Here is a 15,971-nt window from a genome sequence, read left to right on the forward strand (position 1 = left end):
CCAGGGTACCGAGGCGCCCGGTCCGAGCACCGTCCGGTCGGACGGCCTGTGGACCACCGTGGCTCGACGGGCGGGGGTCGTCGAGGGGCGGCCGGTAGGCTGCCCGCATGCCGGAGCAGCTCGACCTCACCGCCTCGTCCATCGACATCACCCGTGCCATCTGCGACATCGAATCGGTGTCCGGCAACGAACAGGCCCTCGCCGACGCGATCGAGGCCGTGCTCGCGCCGCTGCCGCACCTCGAGGTGATCCGCGACGGCGACGCGATCGTCGCCCGCACGAACCTGGGCCGCGACCGCCGGGTGGTGATCGCCGGGCACATCGACACCGTGCCGCTCAACGACAACCTGCCCACCGAGTTCCGCACCGCCGAGGACGGCACCGAGATCCTCTGGGGCCGCGGCACCGTCGACATGAAGGCCGGCTGCGCGGTGCAGCTCAAGCTCGCGTACGACCTCGCCGAGCCGAGCGTCGACGTCACGTGGGTCTGGTACGACCACGAGGAGGTCAGCGACGCCCTGAACGGGCTCGGCCGCCTGGCCCGCACGCGGCCCGAGCTGCTCGCCGCCGACTTCGCGATCCTGGGGGAGCCCTCCGGCGCCCAGATCGAGGGTGGCTGCAACGGCAACCTGCGCGCCGAGGTCCGCACGTTCGGCAAGCGCTCGCACAGCGCCCGCAGCTGGATCGGCGACAACGCGATCCACAAGACGGCCCCGATCCTCGCCACCCTGGCCGCGTACGAGCCCCGGACCGTCACGGTGGACGGGCTCGAGTACCGCGAGGGCCTGAACGCGGTCGGCATCAGCGGCGGCATCGCGGGCAACATCATCCCCGACGAGGCGATGGTGCACGTGAACTACCGGTTCGCTCCGTCGCGGTCGGCCGACGAGGCCGTCGCCCACATCCGCGAGCTGTTCGACGGGTACGACGTGACGATCGTCGACCTGGCCGCCGGTGCCCGTCCCGGTCTCGACGCCCCGCTCGCGCAGGACTTCGTCGCAGCCGTCGGCGGCCCGGCACCCCGCCCGAAGTACGGCTGGACCGACGTCGCCCGGTTCTCGGCCCTGGGCGTGCCCGCGGTGAACTACGGCCCCGGCGAACCGGTGTTCGCCCACCACGACGACGAGCAGGTCCCGGTCGAGCAGATCACCGCGGTCGAGGCCGGCCTCCGTCGGTGGCTGACGGCCTGACGACGGCGGGGGGCACGCGGAGCACCCCTGCTCGGAACCGCTGGCGCGCCCGCTACCGCGTGGTGCCGTGGTGGGTGCGGATCACCGTCGTCTACGTGCTCGCCCGGGTCCTCACGGGCCTGATGCTGCTGGCCTTCGCGCGGGTGCAGGCGGCGAACTCGTTCACGGTGCAGCGCCCCGGGTACCTGTCGTTCGCCTCGATCTGGGACGGCGCCTGGTACCGCGTCATCGCGACGAGCGGGTACCCGTCGACCCTGCCGATCGACCCGGCGGGGCACGTCACCGAGAACGCCTGGGCCTTCATGCCCGCCTACCCGTTCACCGTGCGCGGGCTCATGCTGCTCACGGGCGCGTCCTTCGAGCTGGTGGCCGTGTCGGTCTCACTGCTCGCGGGCTGGGGCGCGGCGCTCGTGTTCCGGCGGCTGATGGGCCGGTTCCTCGACCCGGCACGTGCGACGTTCGCCACGGTGCTGTTCTGCGTCGCGCCGGTGTCCGCGATGTTCCAGGTGGCCTACGCCGAGTCGATGGGGCTGCTCCTGCTGCTCGTCGCGCTCCTGCTCATGGTGGACCGCCGGTGGTGGGCGATGCTGCCGGTCGTGCTCCTGCTCGGGATGACCCGTCCGACCGGGCTCGCCTTCGCCTTCCTCGTGGTGCTCTTCGTCGGCGCCTGGGCGATCCGGCCGGCCTCGGTGCGCTCGACGGAGCCGCTCACCCTGCGACGACTCGTGCCACCCGCGGTGGTGGCCGTGGTGTCCGGCCTGGTCGGCCTGGCCTGGCCTGCGATCGCCTGGGCCGTCACCGGGGTGGTGACCGCCTACACCGACACCGAGCTCGCCTGGCGGTCGTCGTACATCGGCTGGAAGGAGCTCGTGCCCTTCACACCGTGGGTGCAGGGGTTCGGGTGGTGGTTCGGGCAGCCGGGCGGGACCGTCCTGCTCGTGATCGTGCTCGCGGGCTTCGGCGCGTTCGTGTGCATGCCCGCGGCGCGACGGATCGGGATCGAGCTCCGGCTCTGGGGCGTCGCGTACCTGGTGTACCTGCTCGCGGTGTTCTTCCCGCAGTCGAGCACCTGGCGCATCCTCGTGCCGATCGCACCGCTGCTCGGCATCGTCGCCCTGCCGCGGTCGTGGGTCTACCGCATGGCCGTCGTCGTCGCGTTCGTCGGGCTGCAGTGGGTCTGGCTGTCCTCCACGTGGTGGGTGGACGGCTACGACTGGACCCCGCCGTGATGCCCGTCACCGGGCCGATCCGACACCCCCAACCTGGGCGGTTTCGCAGTTGCCCCCTCCGTACTGGATAATGGGGCTGCATTTACTGCACGAAAGGGGACATCTGATGGCAGCCATGAAGCCGAGGACCGGTGACGGGCCGATGGAGGCTGTTAAGGAGGGTCGACTCATCATCGTGCGGGTTCCGCTCGAAGGTGGAGGCCGCCTGGTCGTCTCGGTCAACGATGCCGAGGCCAAGGAACTCCACGACGCACTCGCCGAGGTCGTCTCGGCCTAGTACGTCGAAGCACCAGAACGGGAGGCCCGGAGCGTGTACGCTCCGGGCCTCCCGTCTGTGCGCGGGCGGACGAGCGGTGTCGGTCGGCTCCGGCAGGATGGGGCCGTGCCGAGGACGAGACTGCCGATCCGCCGCGTCGAGGAGTACGCGCCCGATCCGATGCCCCGCGACGCCTGGCCCGCGACCCTCGCGCCCGTGCGGCAGCTGCTCGACGACGGGATCGACCTGGCCCCGGTGACGGTGCTGGTCGGCGAGAACGGTGTCGGCAAGTCGACCCTGGTCGAAGCGCTGGCGCTCGCGTTCGGCATGGGCCCCGAGGGCGGCTCGACCAAGTCCGGACACAGCACCCGCCCCAGCGAGTCCTCGCTCTGGGAGCACATCGCGCTGCACCGTGAGCCCGGCGCCGTCCGGTCCGGCTTCTTCCTGCGGGCCGAGACCATGCACGGGGTGTTCACCTACCTCGAGGAACACCCGGGTGGCGCCGAGCCGTTGTTCCACGAGCGCAGCCACGGGGAGTCGTTCCTGGACTTCGTGATCCACCGGTCGCAGTGGCCCGGGCTCTGGATCCTCGACGAGCCGGAGTCAGCGCTGTCGTTCTCCGGTTGCCTGGCGCTCCTCGGGCTCTTGCAGGCCATCGTCGACACGGGCGTCGGCCAGGTCGTGCTCTCGACGCACTCGCCCGTGCTCGCAGCGTTCCCCGGCGCCGAGATCCACGAGGTCGGCGAGTGGGGGCTGCGACGCACCGCGTGGAGCGACCTCGACCTGGTGCGGAACCAGCGCGCGTTCCTCGAGTCGCCGGAGCGGTACCTCCGGCACCTCCGCTGACCCGGGTCGAGCGCTAGTCGGTGACCTTCGTCAGCTGCAGCAGGCCGTCACCGGCCGGCGACAGCGCGCTGCGCACCGCGCCCGACGTCGAGACCTCGGTGAGCAGCAGTCGGAAGTCCGACGTCGCCCGGTCGCGCTTGACCGGGTCCGCCACACGTCCGCGCCACAGGGCGTGCGGCACCAGGACCGTGCCGCCCAGACGGGCCAGTCGGAGGCCGTGCTCGACGTACTCGATCACGTGCTCGGGATCGGCGTCCACGAGCACGACGTCGTACGACGCCTCGTTCATCCGCGGCAGCACCTGGTTCGCCCGGCCGGGGATGAGTCGGACCCGTGCGGGGGCGGTGCCGGCGCTGATGAAGGCGTCGCGGGCGGACTGCTGGTGGTCGACCTCGATGTCGATCGTCGTCAGGGTGGCATCGGGGGCCCCGCCGAGCAGGTACAGCCCGGAGACGCCCAGACCGGTGCCGATCTCGATGATGCTCGTGGCACGGGACGCTGCGGCGATGACGCCGATCTGCGCGCCGACGGCAGGGGAGACGGCTTCGACCCCGAGTTCCAGGGAGTGCTCACGAGCCCGGGCGATCGCCTCGGTCTCCGAGACGATGTCCTCGGCGAACTTCCAGTTCGACTCTTTCTCTGACACGCACACTCCGTTCGGGAGACAACTCTAGGGGTGCATGCCCTCCGCACGGGTTAGGCTCGCTTGCGTGGACATCCCGCTCGACAAGATCCTGATCATCGGGATCATCGGCGTCCTCTTGCTCGGGCCGCAGCGTCTGCCCACGTACGCCCAGAAGCTGGCCGAGTTCGTCAAGGCGGTCCGTCGGTTCGCCGACACGGCGAAGGACCGCATGCGCGAGGAGATGGGTCCCGAGTTCGACGACATCGAGTGGCAGAAGCTCGATCCGCGTCAGTACGATCCGCGTCGCATCATCCGTGACGCGCTCCTGGACTCCGGCACGAGCGCCGCTGCCGTGCAGACGGCACAGGTCACGGCGTCCAAGGTGCGGGCGACCGCGCCGGTCGTGCCCCTCGCCGCCGGCGAGGCCGCGCCCTTCGACTCCGAGGCGACCTGACGTCCGTCACGTGACCGCGGGACGGACGGGAGGCCCGGTGCGAGCTGGCACCGGGCCTCCCGTCCGTCCGGCGCGGGCCTACCGCAGCGCCGCCAGGAACCGGTCGGTCCACGCGAGCGGCGCCGACCCCGTCACGGAGTTGCACGTCGGCGACGCCGTGCTCTGCGGTGCCGGGCACGGGGTGTCGCGGTCGAGGGACCAGGTGTGGACGCCGGCGAGGCCGTGCGACTTCGCGTAGGCGGCCACGGTGTCGACGTCGGCGAGGGTGAAGACCTCGTCCTGGGTGTCGTTCACACCGATCATCGGTGTGACCTCGATCTTCGAGGACACGATCCCGTAGGTGTGCTGCAGGTTCGTCACCGCCTGGATCGTCGACTGCCCCATCTGGCAGGTCGACCCGGAGAGCACGCAGTTCGCGGCGCTCGCCCGGCCGAAGTCCATCGTCATGAGGTTGATCGTGTAGTTCGTCAGGGTCGACGCCTTGATCGCCTTGACGGTGGCGTCACCGGTGCTGTTCAGCCCGCCGAACGAGCCGTCCGAGGCGGCCAGGGTGGCGAGGGTGAACGAGAAGCGCAGGCCCGGGTACTTCGCCTGGGCGAGTGCCGCGGCGCTCACCAGGTTCTGCACGTCCGCTGCGGACTGCCCGCTCTCGATGTCGAAGTCGACACCGATCATGTGCGGGGAGGCGTAGCGGGCGATGAAGGACTGCAGCGCCGTGCCGGAGCACTTGAAGGAGCCGGCTGCGCCACCGGTGCTGATGATGTAGTCCACGCCGGCGGCATCGAGCTTCGCGATGTTCGCGCTGGCGAACGCGTCGGCGGCCACCCCGCCCCAGTTCTCGCTGCCGCAGGTGCCGGTGGCGAAGGCGAGCGTGATGGCCTCGAGACCGGGCTCCCGCGTCGAGACCAGGCTGTTGCTCGATCCGACGACCGGGATGCGGGTGCCGGTGACCGCCGTGTTCATGACGTTCGTGTTCCAGTCGAGGTTCACGGTGATGTCCTTGTACGGGCTGAAGACCAGCCCGCTCGCGGTCCCCGTGCTGCCGTTGCCGGGGTTCGTCGTGCCGCCGCCCGGAGGTGTCGTCCCGCCGCCCGTGCTGCCGCCGGTGCACGCGCCGGTCGACGTCCACGGCTGCCCGCTCCCGGTGGCACCGGAGTGGGTCGCGGGGTCGTCGCCCTGCGTCCACCAGTTCGCCCGGTAGTTCGAGCCGTTCTCGCTCACGGTCGCGCCGCCGTTGTAGGCGGTGCCGGCGTTCCAGGCGGACGCGCACGCGGGGGCCGCGGCCACCGCCGGGGCGGCGGCGATCGTGCCGCCCACGACGGCCGCGATGACGGCGGCCACGAGGCCCGTCCGCACTCGGGTGTTCCTGTTCACACGGTTCTCCTGTCCTCGGCCGGACGTCGTCGTCCGGCGGGTGGAGCTCTTGCGCCTGATTCCGCAAGAGCCTTGTGGAATGCCCTTGCATCATGCGCCGTGGTGGAACGACCTGTCCATGAACGAACGCACAGCATCGCGTTCCGGGGCCCTCCCGCCCGAGGGAGTGCCCGGGTGTGCGGTCAGTCTCGCGTCGCGACGATCGTGTACGTGGTCGGCACCCGGTCGCGGTCCGGCTCGGGCCACGACCACGATCCGTCGCCGGTCTCCTGCATGCGCGGGCTGAACCGCCACGGCAGGGTCCGTCCCTCGTCGAGCCGGCGGAGCCGCAGCCCGGCTCCGAGCAGGGCGTTCACGATCTCGGAGAGCGGGTGCGGCCACTCGAACGTCCGGGTGTTCGCCACCGTGCCCTCGCCGACGTAGGTGCCGTCGCCGTCCCACTGCTGTGCCGTGCCGTCCGGGAAGTACCGGTAGCGGGTGACGAGCTCGTCGGCGTCCTCGTCCAGGCCGTACATCGCCGGGTGACCGTCGCGGATGAAGAACACCCCGCCGGGGCGCAGCAGGCCGGCGACCTGCGCAGCCCAGCGGTCCAGGTCCGGCAGCCAGCAGATCGTGCCGATGCTCGTGTAGACGACGTCGAAGTCGCCGGTGACCGCGGCCCGGGCGTCGAGGACGTCCGTCTCGACCCACGTGACGTCGAGCCCGAGGCGCGACGCGAGCCCGGCGGCCGACGCGAGTGCGGCGGGGGAGAAGTCGACGCCCGTCAGGCGAGCGCCCTCCCGCGCCAGGGACACCGTGTCGGTACCGATGTGGCACTGCAGGTGGCAGACCTCGAGTCCGGCGAGGGACCCGCCGGGCAGCCAGGGCGTGAGCGCCGGCAGGTCCTCGCGCACGACGTCGGAACGGTGGTCGGGGTCGGACAGTGCGTCGACGGCGTACGCACCCTCGTGGATCGGGACGCGGTCGTCCCAGTTCGCGCGGTTGGTGTCGCGGGCCTGGTCCCAGTCGACGTCGACGTGATCCGTGCTCATGACCCCGAGCCTAGGACAGCGACAACCCAAGCTTCCGGCCGGCGAGTCCGCGGCCCATCGTGGTGATGCGGTCGGCGATCGCGCTGAGGGCCACCGCGGACGGGTCCTCCGGGGCGCCGAGCACCACCGGCACCCCCGCGTCACCGCCCTGTCGGAGCGGCACCGACAGCGGCACGCTGCCGAGCACCGGCACGGGGGCGTCCTGGCCGCGGGACAACCGCGCCGCGGTCTCGGCGCCACCGCCCTCGCCGAACAGGTGCAGGACCGAGCCGTCGGGCTGCACGAGTCCCGCCATGTTCTCGACCACGCCGATCACCCGTTGGCCGGTCTGGCGCGCGACGATCCCGCTCCGCTCGGCGACGTCGGCCGCGGCGGTCTGGGGTGTGGTGACCACCAGGACCTCCGCGTGGGGGAGCAGCTGGCCGACGGAGATCGCCACGTCGCCGGTGCCAGGGGGCAGGTCGAGGAGCAGCACGTCGAGGTCGCCGAAGAACACGTCCGTCAGGAACTGGTTCACCGTGCGGTGCAGCATCGGACCGCGCCACGAGACCGCGGTCGAGACGTCGTCGACGAACATGCCGATCGACACGACCTTCACGTCGTGCGCCACCGGGGGCAGGATCATGCTGTCCACCCGGGTCGGACGGGGCGCGACCCCGTGCTCGTCGGTCAGGCCCATCAGTCCGGGCACGCTGAAGCCGTGCACGTCGACGTCGACGACCCCGACCCGCAGACCGCGGCGGGCGAGGGCCACGGCGAGGTTCACGGTGACCGTGGACTTGCCGACACCGCCCTTGCCGCTCGTGACGGCGATGACGCGTGTGAGCGAGTCCGCGGTGAACTGCACGCCCTGCGGCCGGCCGGCGCGCAGCCGGTCGGTGAGCGCGGCGCGGGTCGCCGGGTCCATCACCGACACGTCGACCGCGACGGTCGAGACCCCCGGGACGGAACCGGCGGCGACGCGCACGTCGCGCTCGATGGTGTCGGCGGCGGGGCACCCCACGATCGTGAGCTGCAGGTCGACGCGCACCGAGCCTCCCGGCTGCACGTCGACACCACGGATCATGTCGAGCTCCGTGACGGGCCGACGGATCTCGGGGTCGATGACGCGGCCGAGCGCGGCGAGGACCGCCGTGCCCAGCTGCTCGTCGGTGGGGACGGCGTCAGCCACGGGCGTTCGTCGCCCCCGCCTCGTCGCCGTAGGCGGCGTCGGACGCGTCGCGCCGGTCGATCTCCTCGAGCAGGGAGCGGAGCTCGGCCCGGATGAAGTCCTTCGACGCCATGTCACGCATCGCCAGCCGCAGCGCCACGACCTCGCGGGCCAGGTACTCGGTGTCCGCCAGGTTGCGCTCGGCGCGCTGCCGGTCCTGCTCGAACTGCACGCGGTCGCGGTCGTCCTGCCGGTTCTGCGCGAGCAGGATGAGCGGCGCCGCGTACGAGGCCTGCAGCGACAGCACCAGGGTGAGGGCGGTGAAGCCGATCGCCGCCGAGTCGAACTGCCACGGCTTGGGGGCCAGCGTGTTGTAGCCCATCCACACCACGCAGAACAGGGTCAGGCCGACCAGGAACCACGGCGTGCCCATCGCACGCGCGATGCCCTCGGTCGCCCGGCCGAAGGTGTCACCACGACCGCGTCGGCGGGTGGGGAGCACGCGCGTGCGCATGCCCTTGGGGGAGTCGAGTCGGACCTCCTGGCGGTCCCGCTCGCGGCGGTTCTCATCCGTTCGTGCCACGGGTGGTCCTCCTTCCCGTCGTCACGGGAGTCCTGCGTTGGCGTTGGCGTGGGAGTGGTGAGGGTTCCCCCTCGCCCTGACTTCGCCAGTCGTCGGGCAGGACGTGGTCGAGGACGTCGTCGATCGTCACCACCCCGACGAGACGGTGGGCGTCGTCGACCACGGGGACGGACAGCAGGTTGTAGGTCGCCATGATGCGGGTGACCTCGGCGGCACTCGCATCGACGCGGACCGGCTCGGTCTGCTGGTCGATGAGGGTGCCGAGCCGTTCGTTCGGCGGGTACCGGAGCATGCGCTGGAAGTGCACGAGCCCCAGGAAGCGGCCGGTCGGCGGCTCGTACGGCGGCAGGGTCACGCACACCGCGGCGCCGAGCACCGGGGCGAGCTCGTGCCGACGCACCAGGGCCAGGCCCTCGGCCACGGTCGCGTCGGCCGAGACGATCACCGGCTCGGTGGTCATGAGCCCACCGGCGGTGTCCGGCTCGTACTCCAGGAGCATGCGGACGTCCTGCGCCTCCTCCGGCTCCATGAGCTGCAGGAGGGCCTCGGAACGTTCGTCCGAGAACTGCGCCAGGACGTCGGCGGCATCGTCCGGCTGCATCTGGTCGAGCACGTCGGCGGCACGGGCGTCGTCGAGGCGGGTGAGGATCTCGATGCGCTCGTGGTCGGGCATCTCCTCGAGCACGTCGGCGAGGCGGTCGTCGGGCAGTTCCTCAGCGACCTCGAACCGGCGCTCGGCGGGCAGGTCGAGCAGCGTCGACGCGAGGTCGGCGGGCAGCAGGTCGGAGTAGGCGGCGATGACGTGCTCGGCCGACTGCGCCTCGCCGGGGAGCTCGTCCTCGGTGACCTCGTTCCAGGTCGCGAAGGTCGTCGGGCCCTTGCCGAACGGCGACGGCGTGGTCTTCGGCTTGCGGAGGAAGAGCTGCGCGACCTCCCAGTCGCCCTGCCCGCGGTCCTCGATCGCGACGTCCTCGATGGTGGCGCGGATCCGCTGGTTCTTGATGAGCACCTTGCGACCGAGCATCTCGGCGATCACGCGGACCTCGCCGCCGCGCTGCTCGAAGCGGCGCATGTTCACCAGGCCGGTCGTGATGACCTGCCCGGCACCGATCGAGGTGATCCGGCCGATGCTCACGAAGATGCGGCGCTTGCCCGGCACCTCGACGATGAGCCCGACGACGTGCGGGGGATCGGCCCGGCGGTAGACGACCAGGACGTCCCGGACCCTGCCGACGCGGTCGCCCGCGGGGTCGAAGACGGAGCACCCGGCGAGGCGGGCGACGAAGACCTTCGTGGCGCTCACCCGACCCAGCGTAGTCGCTCGGGTGTGGGCGTTCGCCCCCGCCGGTCGGTCGCGCGTGGACAGCGCCGACCGGTGGGCGGCTTCCCGGAGAGCGCACGTGCGATCGCAAGGTGTGCGGTGGATAGTGGCTGTGTGAGCAATCAGAGCCCCTTCGCCGGCAGGACCGCCCAGGCGTTCCCGACGCTGCCCAAGGGTGACGTCCTCGGAACGTACGACACCTACCCCGACGCGCAGCGCGTCGTGGCGAAGTTGGCCGAGGCGGACTTCCCGGTCAACCAGCTCTCGATCGTGGGCAACGACCTGAAGACCGTCGAGCGGGTCACCGGCAAGATGACCTACGGCCGTGCCGCGATCGCCGGTGCGCTGTCCGGTCTCTGGCTCGGGTTCTTCTTCGGCATCGTGCTCACCCTGTTCTCGCCCCAGGCCGGCGGGCTGTTCTTCGCCGCCGCCATCATCGGTGCCGCCTTCGGCATGCTCTACGGCATCGTGTCGTTCGCGATCACGAAGCGGCAGCGCGACTTCACGAGCGTGCACCAGGTGCTCGCCACGACCTACCAGATCGTCGTCAACCCGCAGCTGACCGGGCAGGCGCAGCGGATCCTCGGCCAGCACGGCGCGACGCCGTCCACGCACTGGAACGACGGGCAGCAGGGTGGCCCCGGTGGGCGCGGCCCGGGCGGGTTCGGCCCGGGTGGTCCCGGCCAGGGTGGGTTCGGCCCCGGTGGGTCCGGCCCCGGTGCGCCCGGGCAGCAGCCGTGGCGTCCGGGCCCCGGTGGGGTCCCGCCGCAGCAGCCGCCGTACGGTGGCCACGCCACGCCGCACCAGCAGCCTGGAGGCCCGCAGCAGTCCGGCACGCCGGGTTCCGGCCCGCAGCAGGGCGGGGACCAGGGCGCGCCCCGGTACGGCACGAACGACGGGCCGCGGTACGGCACGAACGACGGTCCCCGGTACGGCCAGGACCCGGCCGCCGCTCCCGCCCCCGATGCCTCGACCACGCCGCAGCACCGTCCGGCCGAGCCGCCGCGCTACGGCACGAACGACGGGCCCCGGTACGGGCAAGACCCTGCGGCGACGCCCGCACCCGACGCTCCGGCCGTCCCGCAGCGTCGCCCCTCGGATCCGCCGCAGTACGGCGAGCGGGTGCCCGGTGCGACGCCGCCGGAGTCGGACCCGGAGCGTCCCGAGGACGGCGCCCGGGGCTGACGGGCCGCTGCCGCAGTTCGGTGAGATCGCACTTCGCCCCGGTCCACATCTGCTGGACCGGGGCGGAGTGCGATTTCGTCGGCGCGCGGCGCCCGGCGCGGGCGCGCGGCGTCTGGCGCGGGCGGCTACAGGATCTTCGAGTAGCAGACCGACAGCGGTGCCCCGACGTACGGGCCGAAGTTCGCGATGCGGCGGAAGCCCTCACGCTGGTAGAAGCCCACGGCGCGCTTCTGCTCCGTGCCGGTCTCGAGTACGAGCGCCGGTGACCCGAGGTCGAGGGCGGCCTCTTCGAGCCGACGGAGCACCGCCGCCGCGACACCCGACCCACGCGACTCCGGACGGACGTACATCCGCTTGATCTCGGCGATCCCGTCGTCGATGATCCGCAGCCCACCGCAGGCGAGGGGCGTTCCGGCCTCGTTGCGCGCGACGAAGAACACCGCGATCGAGTCGGCGGTCGGCTTCTCACCCGGTTCGGTGTCACCGCCGTACGCCCGGTCGATCTCCAACCGTTGCGCGGTCCGTAGGCGCTGCGCATCGGGAGAGTCGAAGTGCTCGACCTCGATCGAGAAGGTGTTCGCGTTCGTGCTGGGGGAGACCTCGGGCGTCGTCACCCGCTCAGGCTAGCGGCCCGACCGGGCGATCCACCCCTCCACTTCCGAGGGGGTCCGGGGGATGCCGACCGACAGGTTCTCGGCGCCGTCCTCGGTCACCAGGATGTCGTCCTCGATCCGGACACCGATGCCGCGGAACTCCTCCGGCACGGTCAGGTCGTCCTGCTGGAAGTACAGGCCGGGCTCGATCGTGAAGACCATGCCGGGCTGCACGACGCCGTCGAGGTACATCTCGCGGCGGGCCTTGGCGCAGTCGTGCACGTCGAGGCCGAGGTGGTGGCTCGTGCCGTGCACCATGTAGCGGCGGTGGAACTGGTTGTCGGGCTCGAGGGACTCCTCGGCGGAGACCGGCAGGAACCCCCACTCGGCGGTCTTGCGGGCGATGACCTCCATGGCCGTGGCGTGCACCTGGCGGAAGGTGATGCCCGGCTTGACGATCGCGAACGCGGCGTCGGCTGCCTCGAGCACGGCCTCGTAGACCATGCGCTGCACGGGCGAGAACGTCCCGCTGACCGGCAGGGTGCGGGTGATGTCGGCCGTGTAGAACGAGTCGACCTCGACCCCGGCGTCGATGAGGATGAGGTCGCCCGGCTGCACGGCGCCGTCGTTGCGGGTCCAGTGCAGGATGCAGGCGTGGTGGCCCGAGGCCGCGATGGTGTCGTAGCCCACGGTGTTGCCGTCGGCGCGGGCCCGTCGGTTGAACGTGCCCTCGACGATGCGCTCGCCGCGCGGGTGGGCGAGGACGGCGTCGAGGTCGGCGATGACGTCGTCGAACCCGTGCTTCGTGGCGTCGACGGCCCTGCGGAGCTCACGGACCTCGTACGCGTCCTTCACGAGCCGCAGCTCGGACAGGTCGCGGGCGAGCAGGTCGTCGGTCGCCGGGGCGCCGCCGGTCTCGTCGGCACCACCGATCGCGGTGCCGATGCGCGCGTCGAGCGAGCGGGTGAGGTCGTCGTCGGCCTCGCGCACGAGCAGGGCCGAGGCGTCGAGCGTGTCGGCGACGGCGGCGAACGCCCCGAGGTCGGCCGTGGCGAGACCGAGGTCGGCGGCGACGGCGTCGAGCGAGGGGCGGGGGCCGACCCAGAACTCGCCGATCTCGGGGTTCGCGTAGAACTCCTCGGAGTCGCGGCCGGCGGTGGCGCGGAAGTACAGCGTGGCGTCGTGTCCGGAGCCGTTCGGCGTCATCACGAGCACGGAGCCGACGACCGTGTCGGTGCCCCAGCCGGTCAGGTGCGCGAACGTGGAGTGCGGGCGGAACGGGTAGTCGCAGTCGTTCGAGCGCACCTTGGCCTGTCCGGCGGGGACGACGATGGTGCGGCCCGGGTGCAGCTCCGAGATGCGGGCGCGACGCTCCGCGGCGAAGGCGGCCTGCTCGCGGGGAGCGGGCTGCTCCTCGGCACGGTCGGCCCACTGCGACCCGATGAAGTCCTTGAAGGTCGAGGACCCGGGGGTCGTGGATCGGTTGCTCGTCGCGCGGGGAGTCGTGTCGGCCATGCGTCCATCATCGCACCGCCCGGTGACCCCGGCCGGTCGGGCGGCCCACCTGTGGATAGCATGGTCGCGTGCCCGACCCGTTCATCGACCTGCACGCGCACTCGAGTGTCTCCGACGGCACCGAGCGACCCGCGGAGCTCGTCCGAGCGGCCGCGGCCGCCGGCCTCGACGCCGTCGCACTGACCGACCACGACACGACCGCGGGCTGGTCGGACGCCGCCGGAGCCGCACGATCGCTGCCGCTGACCCTGCTCCCCGGGCTCGAGCTGAGCACGCGGGTGGGCTACCGCAGTGTGCACGTCCTCGGCTACCTGGTCGACCCGGAGCACCCCGGCCTGGTCGAGGAGACGGCACGCATCCGCGAGGGGCGGATGTCCCGCGCACACCGCATGGTCGACCGCATCGGCGAGGATCACCCGATCACCTGGGCCGACGTCCTGGCACAGTCGAGCCCCGGTGCCACGATCGGCCGGCCGCACATCGCCGACGCGCTCGTCGCCCGCGGGCTCGAGTCCGACCGGTCGGCAGCCTTCCGGGGCATCCTGCACCCCGCTTCCGGCTACTACGAACCGCACGACGCACCGTCGCCCCTGCGCGGCGTGGAGCTCATCCGGCAGGCCGGCGGCGTCCCCGTCATCGCGCACCCCGCGGCGTCGTCCCGCGGGATCGTGATCGACGAGCCGATGCTCCGCGACCTGGTCGACGCCGGGCTCGGCGGGCTCGAGGTCGACCACCGCGAGAACCTCGCCCACGGCAAGCGCACGCTGCTCGACTGGGCGACGCGCTACGGCCTGTTCGTCACGGGGTCGAGCGACTACCACGGCACCGGCAAGCCGAACCGGCTCGGCGAACACCGCACCGCGCGCGTCGCCTTCGACGCCATCCTGTCCGAGGCCACCGGCAGCGCTCCCGTGGTCGGCGCCGGTTCCCGCCTGGCCTGACACCGGTCGCCGTCGCCGCTCCGCGCGCAGCGACGGTTCGCGGACGCGCGAGACCGTGCGGTGTCGTCCAGCGCGGACCGTGCGGGCGCGGTTCGCGGGGCGGAACGACGAAGGGCCCGTCGCGTCAGCGACGGACCCTTCGGCCTGGAGGCGCTACTCGCCGTCCGACGTGCCCTGCGGCGACGAGGCGGTCGCCGAGGCGTCCCCGGTGCCGGCCCCGCGGCGGCGGCGACGACGGCGACGCTTCGCGGCGCCGTCGGTGGTCGTGCCGTCCTCGGTGGGGGCGGCGGTGGTGGCGACCGACTCGGACGCCGGTGCCGACGCGGCGGGCTGCTCCGAGCCTCCCGACCGGGTGCGGCTGCGCGACCGTGAGCGCGACGCGTCACGCGAGCCGCCGGCGGGCCGGTCGCTGCTGCGCTTCTCGGGGGCGCCGGCGGACGCGGCGTGGGACGAGGCACCGGGCAGGCGACCCTTGGTGCCCTTCGGGATGTCGAGCTCCTCGAACAGGTGGGGCGACGACGAGTAGGTCTCGACGGGCTCGGGGATGCCGAACTCCAGGGCCTTGTCGATCAGCGTCCACTTGTGCAGGTCGTCCCAGTCGACGAACGTCACCGCGATGCCGGTCTTGCCCGCACGGCCGGTGCGGCCGGCGCGGTGCAGGTAGGTGTCCGGGTCGTCCGGGATCGTGTGGTTGATCACGTGCGTGACGTCGTCGACGTCGATGCCGCGGGCCGCGACGTCGGTGGCGATGAGGACGTCGCGCTTGCCCGCCTTGAACGCGGCCATCGCGCGCTCGCGCTGCTCCTGGTTGAGGTCACCGTGCACCGCAGCGGCGTTGAACCCGCGGTCCTTGAGCTCCTCGACCAGCTTCGCCGCCGCACGCTTGGTGCGCGTGAAGATCACGGTCTTGCCGCGGCCCTCGGCCTGCAGGATGCGGGCGATGACCTCGTCCTTGTCGAGCGAGTGCGCGCGGTAGATGACGTGCTTGATGTTGGCCTGCATGAGGCCCTCGTCCGGGTCGGTCGCCCGGATGTGCACCGGACGGCTCATGAACCGGCGGGCGAGCGCGACGATCGGCGCCGGCATCGTGGCCGAGAACAGCATCGTGTGCCGGACGTCCGGGACGGCCTGGAAGATGCGCTCGATGTCGGACAGGAACCCGAGGTCGAGCATGCGGTCGGCCTCGTCGAGCACGACCTCCTGCACGTGGGACAGGTCGAGTAGCCGCTGGCGCTGGAGGTCGATGAGTCGACCCGGCGTGCCCACGACGATCTGGGCGCCCGCCTTCAGCTGCTCGATCTGCCCCTCGTACGCCTTGCCGCCGTAGATCGACACGATGGTCGTCGGACGGTTCGAGGTCGCGAGTTCGAGGTCCTCGGTGACCTGGACCGCGAGCTCGCGCGTCGGGACGACGACGAGCGCCTTCACACCGGGCTCCGGGTCGGCACCGAGGCGCTGGATGAGGGGCAGGCCGAACCCGAAGGTCTTGCCGGTACCCGTCTTGGCCTGACCGATGATGTCCTGGCCGGTGAGGGCGAGCGGGATCGTCTGCTGCTGGATCGGGAAGGGCTCGTGGATGCCCTTCGTCGCGAGCGCGTCGACGATGTCCTGCTCGATGGAGAGTTCTGCGAAAGTCAAAGGATCACCTTAGTTCTGGTGGAAGTCCGGGCCAGTCTAC

Annotated in this window: 16 protein-coding genes; 7 read left to right on the forward strand and 9 right to left on the reverse strand. The window is 71.9% G+C overall.

From position 1 onward, the window contains the following. Nucleotides 1-107 precede the first annotated feature (107 nt). From dapE to I8920_RS04165, 4 genes are all read left to right on the forward strand, one after another. Nucleotides 108-1,190 (forward strand): succinyl-diaminopimelate desuccinylase, encoded by a 1,083-nt coding sequence (dapE, locus tag I8920_RS04150; protein WP_198657916.1) that lies wholly within the window; start codon nucleotides 108-110, stop codon nucleotides 1,188-1,190. Next, nucleotides 1,175-2,419, forward strand: coding sequence for a hypothetical protein (locus tag I8920_RS04155; RefSeq protein ID WP_198657917.1), 1,245 nt, complete (start codon nucleotides 1,175-1,177; stop codon nucleotides 2,417-2,419). The genes dapE and I8920_RS04155 overlap by 16 nt, the downstream gene beginning before the upstream one ends. A 106-nt stretch (nucleotides 2,420-2,525) precedes the next feature. Continuing rightward, nucleotides 2,526-2,696 carry a DUF3117 domain-containing protein gene (locus I8920_RS04160; protein ID WP_017887054.1) on the forward strand — a complete coding sequence of 57 codons (171 nt, stop codon included), beginning with the start codon at nucleotides 2,526-2,528 and terminating at the stop codon, nucleotides 2,694-2,696. A gap of 105 nt (nucleotides 2,697-2,801) precedes the next feature. Further along, entirely contained in the window at nucleotides 2,802-3,521 is a 720-nt protein-coding gene (locus I8920_RS04165) for an AAA family ATPase (RefSeq protein WP_232832815.1), read from the forward strand. A gap of 13 nt (nucleotides 3,522-3,534) precedes the next feature. Here I8920_RS04165 and I8920_RS04170 read toward each other — a convergent pair whose 3' ends face one another. Continuing rightward, nucleotides 3,535-4,167 carry an O-methyltransferase gene (locus tag I8920_RS04170; RefSeq protein WP_198657918.1) on the reverse strand — a complete coding sequence of 211 codons (633 nt, stop codon included), beginning with the start codon at nucleotides 4,165-4,167 and terminating at the stop codon, nucleotides 3,535-3,537. Between the two features lie 34 nt (nucleotides 4,168-4,201). Between I8920_RS04170 and I8920_RS04175 the strand changes: the two genes are divergently transcribed. Then, complete coding sequence (locus I8920_RS04175) at nucleotides 4,202-4,600, forward strand: twin-arginine translocase TatA/TatE family subunit (RefSeq protein WP_198657919.1); 399 nt, start codon at nucleotides 4,202-4,204, stop codon at nucleotides 4,598-4,600. A 78-nt stretch (nucleotides 4,601-4,678) separates the two neighbouring features. Here the strand turns inward: I8920_RS04175 and I8920_RS04180 are convergent, their stop codons facing one another. The 5 genes from I8920_RS04180 to I8920_RS04200 all read right to left on the reverse strand — a co-directional run bounded on the left by I8920_RS04180 (nucleotide 4,679) and on the right by I8920_RS04200 (nucleotide 10,041). Beyond that, nucleotides 4,679-5,974, reverse strand: coding sequence for a carbohydrate-binding protein (locus tag I8920_RS04180; RefSeq protein ID WP_198657920.1), 1,296 nt, complete (start codon nucleotides 5,972-5,974; stop codon nucleotides 4,679-4,681). A gap of 182 nt (nucleotides 5,975-6,156) precedes the next feature. Then, nucleotides 6,157-7,005, reverse strand: coding sequence for a class I SAM-dependent methyltransferase (locus I8920_RS04185; protein WP_198657921.1), 849 nt, complete (start codon nucleotides 7,003-7,005; stop codon nucleotides 6,157-6,159). 10 nt (nucleotides 7,006-7,015) lie between these two features. Next, complete coding sequence (locus I8920_RS04190; protein WP_198657922.1) at nucleotides 7,016-8,176, reverse strand: P-loop NTPase; 1,161 nt, start codon at nucleotides 8,174-8,176, stop codon at nucleotides 7,016-7,018. Next, a complete protein-coding gene (locus I8920_RS04195) occupies nucleotides 8,169-8,669 on the reverse strand; it encodes a DUF1003 domain-containing protein (RefSeq protein WP_198658611.1) in 501 nt (166 codons plus the stop codon). The genes I8920_RS04190 and I8920_RS04195 overlap by 8 nt, the downstream gene beginning before the upstream one ends. A 52-nt stretch (nucleotides 8,670-8,721) precedes the next feature. Further along, on the reverse strand, nucleotides 8,722-10,041 hold the full coding sequence (locus I8920_RS04200) for a magnesium transporter MgtE N-terminal domain-containing protein (protein WP_198657923.1): 1,320 nt from the start codon (nucleotides 10,039-10,041) through the stop codon (nucleotides 8,722-8,724). 132 nt (nucleotides 10,042-10,173) lie between these two features. Here I8920_RS04200 and I8920_RS04205 point away from each other — a divergent pair, with 132 nt between their 5' ends. Next, on the forward strand, nucleotides 10,174-11,244 hold the full coding sequence (locus I8920_RS04205) for a general stress protein (RefSeq protein ID WP_198657924.1): 1,071 nt from the start codon (nucleotides 10,174-10,176) through the stop codon (nucleotides 11,242-11,244). Nucleotides 11,245-11,369: 125 nt separating this feature from the next. Here I8920_RS04205 and I8920_RS04210 read toward each other — a convergent pair whose 3' ends face one another. Both I8920_RS04210 and I8920_RS04215 read right to left on the reverse strand, forming a co-directional pair. Next, entirely contained in the window at nucleotides 11,370-11,858 is a 489-nt protein-coding gene (locus I8920_RS04210; protein WP_198657925.1) for a GNAT family N-acetyltransferase, read from the reverse strand. Between the two features lie 9 nt (nucleotides 11,859-11,867). After that, nucleotides 11,868-13,352, reverse strand: a complete 1,485-nt coding sequence (locus I8920_RS04215) for an aminopeptidase P family protein (RefSeq protein WP_198657926.1) — start codon at nucleotides 13,350-13,352, stop codon at nucleotides 11,868-11,870. Between the two features lie 68 nt (nucleotides 13,353-13,420). On the opposite strand from I8920_RS04215, the gene I8920_RS04220 reads away from it, so the two are divergent. Continuing rightward, a complete protein-coding gene (locus I8920_RS04220) occupies nucleotides 13,421-14,293 on the forward strand; it encodes a PHP domain-containing protein (protein WP_198657927.1) in 873 nt (290 codons plus the stop codon). 153 nt (nucleotides 14,294-14,446) lie between these two features. Here I8920_RS04220 and I8920_RS04225 read toward each other — a convergent pair whose 3' ends face one another. Next, nucleotides 14,447-15,931, reverse strand: a complete 1,485-nt coding sequence (locus I8920_RS04225; protein WP_198657928.1) for a DEAD/DEAH box helicase — start codon at nucleotides 15,929-15,931, stop codon at nucleotides 14,447-14,449. Between the last annotated feature and the right edge of the window lie 40 nt (nucleotides 15,932-15,971).

The sequence above is a fragment of the Curtobacterium sp. YC1 genome (assembly GCF_016267665.1).
Classification (GTDB): Bacteria; Actinomycetota; Actinomycetes; order Actinomycetales; family Microbacteriaceae; genus Curtobacterium.

Bases quoted from the DNA above. Each gene is read 5' to 3' on its own strand.
- dapE (WP_198657916.1), top strand. From the start codon at position 108: ATGCCGGAGCAGCTCGACCTCACCGCCTCGTCCATCGACATCACCCGT.
- I8920_RS04160 (WP_017887054.1), top strand. From the start codon at position 2,526: ATGGCAGCCATGAAGCCGAGGACCGGTGACGGGCCGATGGAGGCTGTT.
- I8920_RS04175 (WP_198657919.1), top strand. From the start codon at position 4,202: ATGCCCTCCGCACGGGTTAGGCTCGCTTGCGTGGACATCCCGCTCGAC.
- I8920_RS04185 (WP_198657921.1), bottom strand. From the start codon at position 7,005: ATGAGCACGGATCACGTCGACGTCGACTGGGACCAGGCCCGCGACACC.
- I8920_RS04195 (WP_198658611.1), bottom strand. From the start codon at position 8,669: ATGCGCACGCGCGTGCTCCCCACCCGCCGACGCGGTCGTGGTGACACC.
- I8920_RS04215 (WP_198657926.1), bottom strand. From the start codon at position 13,352: ATGGCCGACACGACTCCCCGCGCGACGAGCAACCGATCCACGACCCCC.